The organism is Lysinibacillus sp., from assembly GCF_032093475.1.
Taxonomy (GTDB): domain Bacteria; phylum Bacillota; class Bacilli; order Bacillales_A; family Planococcaceae; genus Lysinibacillus; species Lysinibacillus irui.
In genome coordinates, this window is record NZ_DAMDAY010000120.1 from 1 (window position 1) to 13,737 (window position 13,737).

Consider the following 13,737-nt stretch of genomic DNA (forward strand, 5'->3'; position numbering starts at 1 on the left):
AAGCGGCTCATCGGACGCCCCCTGGAAAGGACGCTGGCGGAACGGAAATCAACCCCTCGCTTGCTTTTCTCAAAAGGACTTTTAAATAACAAAAAATCCGCCTAGCCCCAAAAAAGGCGAAGCGGATTTAGATTAGAAAACGATGTATTTCAAATATTGTTTCCACGTTAAATCTTTAAAGTGGTTCCATTGTATTTTTTCAACGGGTAATGTGCGGAAGGTATAGGCTTCAATATTACGCTTCTCATTAGTGAGCATTGGCGTTCCTTCATCTACATAGTCCATAAAAATAGCTGACTTAGCAGTATTAAATTGTACATTGATATCGATCAGCTGAATTTTGCCATCCTGATTGATAATATACAGCTTTTTATTGCCCTTTTTAGTCGTTGCTAACCACGATTTATCGACCTTATAGGAATCGAACGCTTCATTGACAATAATAGAAGCTTTACCCGTTGTTGAAAATGGGATGTCCTCTAAAGGAGCGTCTTGTTGTAGTTTGACTTCATAATTTGTTGGTTGTGGCAATGCTGCTGTTTTGGCTAGTTCATTTGCCCAAAATGTTTGATCATCTGTCGCAATCATTTGTTTATCTAATACGACGCCAGATAATGCATCATCTTTAACATGCTTTACCTTAAAATCAACAGTTTGTCCTTCTTCAACCTTTTGCCATTCACTTTCGGATAAATAAGCATACATGGCTTTTTCATTTGAATAGATTTCAAACGTCAGTGCACCAGCATCTTCTTTAATCGCTGACACAACACCATCGATTGGACTGACAATACCTTGACGGGACTGTATTTGTGTAATCTGTGCCTCAATTAGCGCAATTTGACGATTGGTTTCAGCAATATGTCGATTTAACAGGGCAACGGCTGTTGATGGTGAATTTTGCTGAGCAAGCTCTAATTTTAGCGTAACAGAAAGCTTATCATTCATTTGATCTGTATTAATCGAGCTTTTTGGATCGGAGCCATCGCCGTATTCATCCTCAATTTGATCAAGTGCATCCTGTAAATCGCTTAATTCAGTTTCATAGGCTGTACGTTCCGATTCAAGCTTTGTTAGCTCCTCGTCCACTTCATCCGTTTGATAGGTAGCAAGTAAATCATTCATCATGACTTTCTGGCCGCGCTTTACATTTACTGCTGATAAGCTTGTTGCATCAGCGGTAATAGAATATATTTCAGCAGGTGCTACAATCGTTTCCTTGTTAACACGTTCTTTATTTGTTCCGATGTGAGCCTTTTGAAACTCGTCGATAAAGTAGGATCGTGTCACGCTGCTATCATCCTTGAAGACGAAATAGGCATTGATGCCGATTACTAGCATCGCTAACACAATGGTCAAACTTGTCCATGGTCTTGCTTTAATCCATGCCATCATCCTAACCCCCTAGCAATCCATTCTTTAATTGGTAGAACACTTATCATGCCAACAAATAGAGCCATAAATAGCTGTATACCAATCAATTTGACTACTAACATCTTTCTGCTAGCTTCTTCCTCCCATTTGGACAGGAATAAATACTGCACAATAATGATTAAAACGGTTGTTACCGTCAATTGGTTAACAGTGAATAACACGAAATCTGTTTCAATCAGTTGTAAGGCAGCGGGAGCTAAAGAAAAGAACGAAAACATCGTTGTATAGCCTACTGCGTAGAAAACTGCAAAGAGAATTGCTTTTTCAATAAGTAGAAAGACTACAACGTAGAGCTGGACTCTTTTTATCCAAGTATAAGGAATGTCCGTTAATAAATGTAATAGATAAGTAACCCCATAATAATGGAAGCAAAAATAGATGGTCGCCCACAAAATGGCACCGAGCATTGACAGTATACGTGCTACAAAGTATTCATTTTGTAAATCCGAAGCGAATAAGGTCGTTAAATTTTCTGTCCCCATTCCCCAATATTCACGAGCAGCGAATAGCGCGATGAATAGGATAAACACCGTTAATGCGCGTTTTTTATATCCAGTGACTTCGCCTTCCTCTACGACGTTTGTAAAGTATGTAGGATTTTTTAAGCTATGCCAGAACTTATAGTGGTAAAACATAAACAGCGTCCTTTCTTCCAAATTAGGCTATCAAAGTTGTAGTATACACCTTGTAAAGACATTATGACATATGAAAATAGCTGTTTTTTTTCATGAATTTCATTGAAAAAAGCATATTTCGTCAGTGTATGTCGCTTGATGCAAAACACCACATCCATTATGTCTCGGCATACTATGTCCAGATTTTTTCGAGCTTGTCGAAAAGTACCTTTCCAAAATCAGTGACATCTCCCGAAGACTTTTTCTTAATTCAGTAAATGGTCAAATCTTTTCCTGAATCTACATAATTCTATTGTATAGTATAATTGAAATAACTTCCTGTTTTTCTAGCTAGTAATTTAGAAAAACTTCTTTTAATGCTCAAAATTTTGTAAATGTAGTAGAATGGCTTGAAAACATTTGATTTACACCGATACTAAAGTCATGATTTCTAAATGGAAATGAGCACAATCATTTTTACTATACATAAACGATGAAAGGGTGGTTCGGTTGAATCGAAAATTGACAGCAGGTGTCTTAACAAGTCTATTATTAGCACCTACAGCTATAGCAAACGCACAAGAAAATGATGCCCAATCTCACGTTACAACGCAATCAGAGCAGGTTGCCTATACGAATGAGGTAGCGGCTGCAACGACAAGAGAACAGCTTATTGCACAATTTGGTAAGCTATCGGAGAATTCGACAGAGGATGAAATGGTAATAGCAGCAGGAGATATAAAAGTAGTACAGAATTCGAATGAATCAGTTTTTAACGCCGAGGAGAAGGCATTTATTCAAGCAAAATATGATTATATAGTGGAGCAACGTCAATTATTAGCTAAACTTAAGACCATTGGAAGTCGAATAAGTACTATTTCATATTCCAGTAAGACATTTTTGGTGGATGTCGCAAATGCAAAGAATGAATACGACAAATTTTTAGGTAATGATTCAACAGACAAATCGTATTTATATGTGCAGGATCAATATAAAAAAGCAGTAGATGCAGCACTTCTAAATAGTGCTAGTGGTATTGCCACAACAATTCGTGGCACCTCCTTGCAATATGGATACAAAGACGACGCACGTAATGCCTATTTTAAAAGCAAGGGAATGGATGTTGACAAGCTAAACAAGTTGATAGCAGACGCAACGACGGCAGAAGTAGTAGCTAAAGAATTAGTTCAATTGGTTGATTTATTGGAGAAGTCTCCGGATTATTCAACTATTTTACCTGGAATGAATAGTTTTACGACAAATTATAATGGGCTAACAGCAGATCAAAAGAAAGTGGTTGAAGCGTATAATCCAAATGATAATACGGTCACACCTTTTAAAAAGTATAAGGATGCGTTGACAGGTTTGTCGGCTGTTGAAAAAGTGACTTCCAGCATTGCGCAGTTAAAAGCTAAGCAACCAATTGATTTCTCTTCAGCCTCAAGTTTTATTAATGCGGTGGCGGCTATAGAGAAATCCTACAACAGTCTTGATGCAGCCTCAAAACAAATAGTGAAAACAGAATACGATAGTATTACACAGTATCTTAAAGCGGCGGATATCTCCAAACGCATTTCAGCACTGCGTGTATCTAAAGAAGAGGCATATCGTACGGCAGTTACTGACCTAAAAAATGAATACGATCAATTAAAGGATGTTCAGGGGTATGTAAAAAACATAGCGGACTTGCAGGTGGCGCTTGCAAATGTTGCTTATGCAGTAGATATTGAAAAGAAAATTAAAGACATTGCTACTGTAACAGACAAGGAAAAGGTAACTGCCATTAAAGCGGCACGTGAAGCCTACAATAACCCTACAGGACCGAATATCAAAGCATCCGATGTCAAAAAAATCGTCAATAATTTAGCAGAGCTAACAATGTGGGAGAAAAACTTAAGTGCGGCATTAAAGGTAGATAAGTTAATCGATAATTTAGATCCAGCTGCAAAAACATTTGAAAGTAAAACGCTCGCTGCTTGGACTGCCTATAACAAGTTGAATGACAATGATAAAACATTAGTGCTGGGAGCTCCAAAGCTAACGCTGTTTCAAAAATACGCAGAAGCATCGAAAACAATTAGTACATTAAAGCCTACAGCTGACTATGGCACACAGCTTAGCAAGTTGAAAGAGACAGTGGAGCAATTAGATACGACATTGCAAGGATATGAAACAGCTCTTACTAATTTGAAAACACAGCTGCTAAACAAAGTAGAGGCTTTGGTTAAAGAGGAAGAAGCGGTACAGGCCGTTATAAAGGAAATTGGTCTGCTAGATAAAAATATAGCGATTGAAAAAATATTGACTGCACGAGCAAATTATGATGCGTTATCAGCAACAGCGAAAAAACGCGTGACAAATATTAAAGTGTTAACAGATTTAGAAAAATCCTATAAATCGGTTGTGAATGTCATTTCACAATTTGAAAAACTGGATCCTTCCTCTAAAAGCTATATTTCTAAAGCGAAATCAGCTTTTACTGCTTATGCGAAGCTAGATGAGTCCAATAAAACGTTTGTCCAAAATTATAAAGATTTAAAAGATGTGATACCTGTGATTGATGTAATGGTTCAAATCAGTACATTAAGTCCATCTAAAAAAACATATAAAGATGATGTGGCAAAAGCTGATGAAGCGTTTAATAAATTGGGTGAAGCTCTTAAAGCAAAGGTAGTAAATAGCGAGGACCTTACAAAAGCACAGGGCTATATTGCGCTAGCAAAGACATTTGATGACCGTGTCACAGCATTGTCGAATGAGGGTCCTGATACATTTGTGAAAAAGGTAGCCGAACTAGCAGCTGAATATAAAGCGATGGATAAAAATGCGCAGAAGCTTGTGGAGCAGGCCAAAACGTTAAGTGCGTATGAAAAAACCAATAAGGATGTCGTCAAGGTTATTCAAATGATTGATGCCTTAAATCCAACAAATAAGGATTATACAAAAAAGGTGCTAGCTGCACGTAAAGCCTATAATGCGCTAGATCAAGTTTCCCAAAAACGTGTCACAAACTATGCCAGCCTCACTGCTGTTGAGGATGTTGCTTCGTTAATTGGTTTAATTTCTTCATTAAAACCAACGAGTAAAACATTCTATCAGGATATGAAAACGGCTCGAGAAATTTATGATGCATTGCCTAAAGAAAAGCAGGAGGCAATTGTGAATTATGATGCACTAGTGGCAGCTGAAAATGAGCAGGGCTTAGCGCAAGGCGTTATTGAGCTTATTAATTTAACTGAGGAGCAGGATGCGGATTATTTAACGAAGCTAATGAATGCGCGTGTAGCCTATGATAAGCTGTCCTCTAACCAAAAGAAATTAGTGACGAATATTAAAGATTTAACAACACGCGAGAAAGCAGTTAAACCGATTTTAAGTGTGATGGTGCAAATTAATGAATTAGATCCTGAATCGAAAAGCTTTGCAAGTAAGGTAAACTCTGCACGCAAAGCGTATGATAAATTATCAAAGGATCAAAAGAAATACATTGATAATATTGATGTCCTTTTAAAATATGAGCCTGTTTCCAATGTCATGGAATTGATTAGCAAGCTAAAAGCTTCAAGTAATACATTCCTTCAGGATACATCACGAGCGCGTTCACTTTATGATGCATTGCCTGCCGATATGAAGCAATATGTAACAAACTACTACTTATTGCAAGCGGCAGAAACGAGCATTTTAGGTGCTGGTAATGTGATGCAAATGATTGAAGACTTACCATCTGTTGAGCCAAAGCAATATGTGAAACGTGTACAGGAAATTCGTGCTGCCTTTAATGCTTTACCAAAGGATCAGCAACGAGCTGTACAAAATTACAGAGTGTTACAGGATCAAGAGAAGCTAATTAAGCCTGTCATTAGTGTGGTGGAGGATATTGACAGACTCCTAACAGCTAAGGATATGAATAGTCAATATCAAAAGATTTTAAAAGCCTACGACAAACTCAATGCTGATCAACGACGCTATGTTTATAACGACCAGCTATTGCTTTCATTAGACAACGTTATCAAGGTTTATAATAATATTGCTAAATTGAATCCAAAGGACAAGTATTATTTCGGTATGGTTGAAGCGGTGCGTAAAGAGTATGACAGCTTGAATACTACGGATAAACAGCGCATCTCCAATTATGCTATCCTTTTAGAGGCAGAGAAAAGTATGGCTGATGTCAAGAAGGTTGTAGAGTTAATAGCGGGACTTACACCAAGCTCACCTACGTATATAGAAGATGTGGCAAATGCTGTAGCTGCTTATAAAGCGCTGGATTCTAAAATGAGAGGACAAGTCATTAATGAGGATGTCTTAAAGCAGGCAGAAAAAGATGTGGCTTCTGTTCTTAAAGTGGTTCAAGCTATTGGCAGTATTGATCCAGATAGCTCATCATTTGAGAAAAAAGTATTAGCTGCACAAAAGGATTACAGTGCATTGTCGATTGAGCAACAGGGGTTAGTGTATAACTACCGCATTCTTGAAGAATATCTTAAAATGATTGAATAGTTTTTAATAAAAAGGAGTTTTCCCAATGCATATTACGGGAAAACTCCTTTTATAATGAGAAAATGATGACTCCATTGATTATTTTCCAAAAAAGTGAAACTATATCATTTGAAATTCGTATCTTATAGTATATGGTGAACTTTTTTTACTGTCCCCATTTTATTTCCCATCGTGAGGAGGTAGCTCTGTTGAAAAAAATACTTTATATAGTAGTACTTTCAATTGCTGCAACCGTAGGAAGTTTAACTAATTTTAGTCAAGTAGAAGCGGCATCCGCAAAAGCTGTGGATGTGACAAATTCATACTGGGCAAATGCTTCGATTCAACATATGCTCACTAAACAATATATGACTACATACAGTGATAACACATTCAAGCCTGAGCAAGCTATTACGAGGGCCGAGGCTGCTGCTGCCATTGCACGCTCTCTTCAGACAAACGTAGATATTGCGAATTCAGCAAATTTTAAGGACGTTCCTGCAACGCATCCGTATTACAAAGAAATTTGCCAGCTTGTACAGCTAGGTATCATTCAAAAAAGCGATGCCTTTCATCCAGAGGAGCCATTACAGCGTATGCAGGTAGCCAAAATGCTGGCATTGGCCTATCAGTTTAAAGTAGACAGCAATAATAACAGCCAATTTGCAGATATTTCTCGCACACATTGGGCAAAAGATTATATCGAATCTTTAGCAGATATAGGTATTATTGGCGGGGTGGATGCTAAACATTTTGCACCAGACCGAATGGTTACACGGGCACAGTTTGCTGTTTTTGTTGAGAGAAGCATTGCATTTCAACAAAAAGTAAAAAAGCTTGAAGTAGCCTATGATTATTTGGCAAAGGATTATATCCCAACTATCAACCTTTCTACTGAATGGTCGAAAAAGGTCATTGAACTAATTAATGTTGAAAGACAGAAAAACAAGCTGGAACCTGTTATCTATGATCCAGAGCTGACACAAATTGCGATTATTAAAGCGCAAGATATGGTGAATCGTCATTATTTTGAACATGTATCGCCATTTTATGGGGCACCTTGGGATTTAGCGACATTATTTGATTATGATTATACGAGCTTTGGAGAGAATATTGCGAGAAATATTAAAGCTCCTGAAATTGCTGTAAAGGCATGGATGGCTTCACCTAGCCATCGAGATAATATTTTAAAAGAACACTATACGAATACAGGTGTTGCAATAGCACAGGATAGCAAAGGAAATTACTATTGGGTGCAAATGTTCTCTAGTCAATAAGTTGTTATGTAACAATCAGTCTCTAATATTACAGGAATGTTACGAAAGCTCCAAATTATGATAAAAAAATTCCCTTTTTAGCGCTGGAAATACCTCCAAACGTTGGTATTACAGCGTTTTTTTGCTGTCTAAAACCGTTACACAATTGAAAAATAACTATTGCTTCTTTTGTGATAGTCTATGTATAGGCAAAAAAGTTTTGAGAGGGGTATAACAAAAGTATGAATAAGAAATGGTTATTACCGATTTTTGCATCTTTCATGTTATTTTCAACTACTAATATAAATACTGCTGAAGCAGCGACTAAAGCAGATGTTACAGATACAGCTTCTAAATATTTAGGTGTTCCATATAAATACGGAGGTACAACGACTAGCGGTTTTGATTGCTCTGGCTTTACTTCTAAAGTATTTTCAGACTTAGGTATTCAACTAAACCGTACGTCAGGCTCACAGTATCAACAAGGTACTGCAGTAGCAAAGAGCGATCTTCAAGTGGGCGATTTAGTATTTTTCAATACAAGTGGCAGTGGTATTTCACATGTGGGTATATACATAGGTGATGGTAAAATGATCCACTCTCAAACTGGCCAAGGTGTAAGCTATTCAAATGTTGATGACCCGTACTATTGGGGTTCTCGTTATGTAGGGGCTAAACGTGTTGCTACATTTGATGCAGCTGAAGTAAAACAAGCAGCCATTGACTTTTCAGTCTATGCTTCTCGTGCTGAGGTAGCTGTACAAATTGCAAAAGCTTTGAGCTTAGATACATCCAATACAACTACTAGTTTCGTAGATGTTAAACCAACAAGTGCCAATGCAGGTGCTATCGCAGCAGTAGAGAAATTAGGAATCTTTGAGGGCGATGCTAACGGTAAATTCAACCCGGCTTCACCTATTACTCGTGCGCAAATTGCAAAAGTATTAGTTTTAGCATTTGGCCTTGAAAATCAAGGTGACACAGTAGCATTTAGTGATGTACCACAAGATAGCTGGGCTAGTAGCTATGTTTCTATTCTTGCATCAAATGGTATTACAAATGGTGATGGAGATGGAAGCTTCGGATCTGACGAGCTATTAAAAATCAATCAACTAAAAGTATTTATTGATAGAATTCAACAACGATAATTTTCTGTAATTTACAGTAAATTATGTTATAGATTGCAAGAAATGATCTTTTGAATAACGTATAATGGAAGAAGGGTTTGCAATCGCAGACTCTTCTATTTTTATGATAATTTTGTAGGAAAGGGGTTGCTTGGAAAAAATTAATTTTAACAGTTCTATTGTATGATGCGTAATTTAGCTAATTTTGTTAAAATGGACACGTTAAGAGAACAAGAAGGGAGGAAATAAGACATTGAACATCAAAAAACTTAGTCTTATCTTGTGCGTCTTATTCATTTCGGCTTCTATGTTAACGATACATAGTGCAAGTGTCAGTGCAGCTACTAATTCAAATATTACATTTGAAGATGTCACTAAAAATCACCCAGCCTATGAAGAAATCAATTATTTAGTAAATTTGGGTGTGATTCAAGGCTACTTTGTAAATGGTAAAAGAGTCTTTGGCCCAAATAATAGTGTAACAAGAGGACAAGCAGCTAAAATGGTAGTTGTTGCTTCAGGTAACAAACCATTAGTCGTGAATAAATCAAGCTTTTCAGATGTTACAGTCGGCACAGAAATGTCAGGTTACATAGAACGTGCTGTACAATTAGGATTATTCGACAAAAATATCAAAGGTCAATTCCTACCGAACAAGCCTCTAACTCGTGGTGAAATGAGTTATGTATTAACAAAGGCATTTAATTTAGATACTAGTGAATATGAGGGAATTGACTCACCATTTACGGATGTTGGAATCACACATGAATATGTGAAATATATTAATACTATTTATTATAATGGTATTACAAATGGGACAGGTAAAACGTATTTACCAAGCAGCACAGTAACACGTTCACAATTTTCACTATTCGTTGCACGTGCAAACAATGAAAAATATCGTTTAGAATTGCCCGTGAAAGGCTCGTCTGTGCCTGATACATCTCAAGTGATTGGCTTAGTAAAGGTGACAACAGATGGCTTAAATATCCGTAAAACAATGGATTCTAGTTCTAACGCTAACATTGTAGGTAAAGTGAATACAGGCGGTAAATTATCAGTCTATGCAGTAGAAGGCAATTGGTTAAAAGTAACCTATAAAGGTGCCTACGCTTATGTCTTTAAACAATATGCACAATTTTTAGATGCAGATGGCAATGAATTAGGTTCAGTAGAGAAAGAAGTAACACCTAAATTTAATATCAATTTATATGTGAAACCAACTTCTTCATCTAAAGCCATTTTAACGATCAAAAATAAAGAAAAATTACCAGTTTATAAGCAAGTCGGTGGTTATTACTTAACACAAGTTAATGGTTTACCAGGTTATGTCGTTGCAGCAAGCACAGAAGATGCTGTTGTTGAAGAAAAGCCTGACCCAACACCACCACCAACTACACCTCCAGCTTCAGGAGAAGTACTAGGAAGAGTAACAGTTGATAACCTCAATGTACGTAGTCAAAGTAATTCAACTTCAGCAGTGTTATTTAAATTAAACAAAGGAAAGTATGTCCAAGTTCACAGCATTAATGGTTATTGGGCAGAAATCACATATGATGGTCAAACAGGATATGTTCATAAATCCTATATCAAACTGTTAAATCAAAATAATAAGCCTTTACAAAACCGTATTATCATTCTAGACCCAGGTCACGGTGGTAAAGATCCAGGGACTGTAAAAGGTTCTGCTGCTGAAAAGAACATTACATTAAAAGTTAGTACACAAGTGAAGCAATTACTAGAGAATGCTGGTGCAAAAGTTTATATGACACGTACTGGTGATACGTATCCATCATTACAAGATCGTGTAGACTTCACTCAAGCAAACTATGGTGAGATTTTCGTTAGTGTCCATGTCAACTCTGCTGCCAATGCGTCAGCACAGGGTACTGAAACATATTATGCAATATCTACTGGAGATATGTATCAGGAGGACATTGATTTAGCTACATTTGTTAACAACCAAATTGTTAACAATTTAAACATGAAAAACCGTGGTGTGAAGCAAGAGCAATACTACGTAATTCGTAATATGGTCATTCCATCTATTTTAGTAGAACTTGGGTTCTTAACGAATACTGAGGATAACAATAAAATGACAAATGACCAATACGTTAAACTATTTGCAGAATCTATTTACAACGGTATTTTGCAATATTATAAAAAACAATAAGTTTTAAGGAACGATTCCAAAGGTGTACAAGCTTTTGGGATCGTTTTTTCTTACTTTATACATACCCCACTTCGTGAAAATCAAACAAACTATGGAAAGCAGTTAATGGAGATCATTTAAATTTGAGAGTTTGCCTTTGTTTTCGTGGGACGAAGAGTATTATTGAATTATCATAGAGAACGTTTACGATATTTCTCACACAATAAATAAATCTGCGCAAAGCGATAAGAAATCATTGAATGAGTCTTTACAGATGCGATAGAGAAGAGTAAATAGCACAATGAATCGAGTTGAACATCTCGATTCATTGTGTCGACAGTATAAAAATGGCTGCCTTGCTTGAAGGCAGCCATTTGCTATTATTTCACGGTATTGATGAACTTAATATAATCTTTACTAATATAGGCTGGTTCCGTGTGAAGTTTATCTGAAATCACTTGATACCAACCATTTGCACTTGTATCTGTAACAATTACCGGCATATTACTTTTACTAAATGTAAATAATGGGCTTTGACTTGTTGATGCATCTGCACGAACATTCAGACCAGATGTTGTAGTTAGTGCAATTTTATAAGGGTTATTTGCATCTTTAAAGCCTAAGGATTTTTCAGCACGATAGTAGTGTCCAGCGATTTTAGCGCCCCAGAAAGGATCAGAGGCATATTTTACGTTAAAGCCGATAGCCTTTGAGCCAACAACTGCACCATTCGTATAACGTCCGCCTGGTGTAATATAATTTGGCTGTAAAAACTTCTCAACAAGCTCATTAATATTGGCGCTAACACTATCAAACTTCTTGTTCAGTGGATTCGTGTCATAAACATATAATCCAAATAGATTGTTCAAGTTTTGAGCGTGATCACTCATACCATAGGCACTCTCATGCTGTGCAAGAGCTAGGATCAGCATAGCGTTAATGTGAGCGTTAGCTTCTATGTCTTTTAATACAGAGCCTAAGCCAATTAGCTTACTTTTTGTTGTAGCATTCTTATAAATAGAAGCACCAGAGCTTTCTACTTCCGCTAGTTTATTCATAATATATTGATCGATCTCTTCGGCTGTATAGTGGGTTGTAGCACGAGCAGGTAAGAATTGATAGTAATTGTAGCCTTCTCCTTTGGAAGAGCCGTTTGCATTGGTGAAATTAATGCCATCCCAGCTAAAGTATTTTTCACCTTGCTTCATAAAGCTAGGGGCCTTACCGTAGACGTAACTAGATGAATATTTATTTGTTTTATAATCGTATAAAGTGTGTTTTATTTCGCCATTCTCATTTGTGTAATAAGAACGTCCCTTTACTAAAGCAGAGGGAATTAAGCTAACGTCAGCCTGTTTTAAATAGCCTACATGACCAGCTAAGCGCACCTTTACTTGTGTAGCATCGCTGCCTAGGTATTCCATTTCTGTATTACCAGCAACTGCGATTTGATCCTTAATTGTTTCAGAATTCAGTGCAACATAATTATTCGTTACAACGTAACCTGAAGTCATTTTGATAATTTTATTATTTTGCGTAATCACGAACGAGCTATTTGACATCGCTTTTTCAGCAGCCTCAAAGCTAGTGAAAGTTTGCTTGTCTACTAGAGTCCCATTTGAAATTTCTTTCAAAATATAGGCAGTTGTATTCCCTTCATTCCCCGTATTACCATTGTTATTGGAATTGCCATTCTCATTATTGTCGGTATTTTCACTGTTTTCATTACTGCCTGTATCTACCTGATCAGCAAGAAGAATTAAACGAAGGATGAAAGTAGAAGCTTCGCCGATTGTGGCATTATCTCTAGGTAAGAACATGCCATTAGAGCTTCCTTTAATAAGCCCTAATTGTGCACCAATTGCAACATCCTGACGGAAATCTTTGAAAATAGTGGCATTATCCTTGAATGTAATAGAGGAAGTACCTTTTGGTATTTTTAAATAATCAACAGCTCTAATGAGCATAACTGCCATATGCTCTCTTGAAATATTTGCGTCTGGCTTGAATGTGCCATCTGTATAGCCTGTGATAATTCCAACAGTAGCAGCAAGTTTAATTTCTTTTGCATACAAATATGTGTCAGGGACATCTGTAAACGTTATTGCGCTTTTTGTGTCCAAATCTAAAGCTTTTGCTATGTATGTGGCAAATTCACCGCGTGTAACCGTTGCATTTGGACGATAGCTGCCATTTGTATCTTTAAGTAAAGCCTCTTTGGAAATTAAATAACGCAGCCCGCTTTCATGCATATGTCCTGACAGCTCATCAGCATAGGCTGATTGTGGTTGCCAAATAACTAGACCAACAAGCATCATGAGCAACATAAAAATTGATAGTTTTTTCATAGTTTTACCCTCCTAAACTGATATCATTTTAACAAAGTTATACAATCAATATAAGGGTCAAATGTTAGAAATCACTTAAAATATACCAGCTTATTATAGGTAAATAGTATTCTTTCGGAATGTGTAGAGAGAATTAGACAAGAAGCTAAACAGGGGAGTGAACGAAAAATTACATGAGTTTCTTCTATTATATATGTTATTTATGTTAGTACATAAAAATAAAGCCATACTTGTTTACTAAGAAACAATGTATGGCTTTTATGGGAAATGCTAATTAAAGCATTTCTGAAGTTGTTTTAGCTTGCATATGCAGTTGTAGGTAGTCTG

General features: G+C 36.8%; 7 protein-coding genes. 4 read left to right on the forward strand and 3 right to left on the reverse strand.

Annotation, left to right across the window (positions count from 1 at the left end):
• Nucleotides 1-132: 132 nt before the first annotated feature.
• On the reverse strand, nucleotides 133-1,392 hold the full coding sequence (locus RT445_RS19470; RefSeq protein WP_313471346.1) for an efflux RND transporter periplasmic adaptor subunit: 1,260 nt from the start codon (nucleotides 1,390-1,392) through the stop codon (nucleotides 133-135).
• Nucleotides 1,392-2,069, reverse strand: a complete 678-nt coding sequence (locus RT445_RS19475) for a hypothetical protein (protein ID WP_313471348.1) — start codon at nucleotides 2,067-2,069, stop codon at nucleotides 1,392-1,394. The genes RT445_RS19470 and RT445_RS19475 overlap by 1 nt, the downstream gene beginning before the upstream one ends.
• A gap of 480 nt (nucleotides 2,070-2,549) precedes the next feature.
• Here RT445_RS19475 and RT445_RS19480 point away from each other — a divergent pair, with 480 nt between their 5' ends.
• From RT445_RS19480 to RT445_RS19495, 4 genes are all read left to right on the forward strand, one after another.
• Nucleotides 2,550-6,548, forward strand: coding sequence for a cell wall-binding protein (locus RT445_RS19480; RefSeq protein WP_313471350.1), 3,999 nt, complete (start codon nucleotides 2,550-2,552; stop codon nucleotides 6,546-6,548).
• 188 nt (nucleotides 6,549-6,736) lie between these two features.
• On the forward strand, nucleotides 6,737-7,804 hold the full coding sequence (locus RT445_RS19485; RefSeq protein WP_313471352.1) for a CAP and S-layer homology domain-containing protein: 1,068 nt from the start codon (nucleotides 6,737-6,739) through the stop codon (nucleotides 7,802-7,804).
• A gap of 221 nt (nucleotides 7,805-8,025) precedes the next feature.
• The gene (locus tag RT445_RS19490; RefSeq protein WP_274795596.1) at nucleotides 8,026-8,931 is read left to right on the forward strand and encodes a C40 family peptidase; all 906 of its coding nucleotides are present in this window, start codon (nucleotides 8,026-8,028) and stop codon (nucleotides 8,929-8,931) included.
• Nucleotides 8,932-9,163: 232 nt separating this feature from the next.
• Nucleotides 9,164-11,083, forward strand: coding sequence for an N-acetylmuramoyl-L-alanine amidase (locus tag RT445_RS19495; RefSeq protein WP_312504927.1), 1,920 nt, complete (start codon nucleotides 9,164-9,166; stop codon nucleotides 11,081-11,083).
• 359 nt (nucleotides 11,084-11,442) lie between these two features.
• On the opposite strand, the gene RT445_RS19500 is transcribed toward RT445_RS19495, so the two are convergent.
• Nucleotides 11,443-13,410, reverse strand: a complete 1,968-nt coding sequence (locus tag RT445_RS19500) for an S-layer homology domain-containing protein (RefSeq protein ID WP_313471355.1) — start codon at nucleotides 13,408-13,410, stop codon at nucleotides 11,443-11,445.
• Nucleotides 13,411-13,737: the final 327 nt, after the last annotated feature.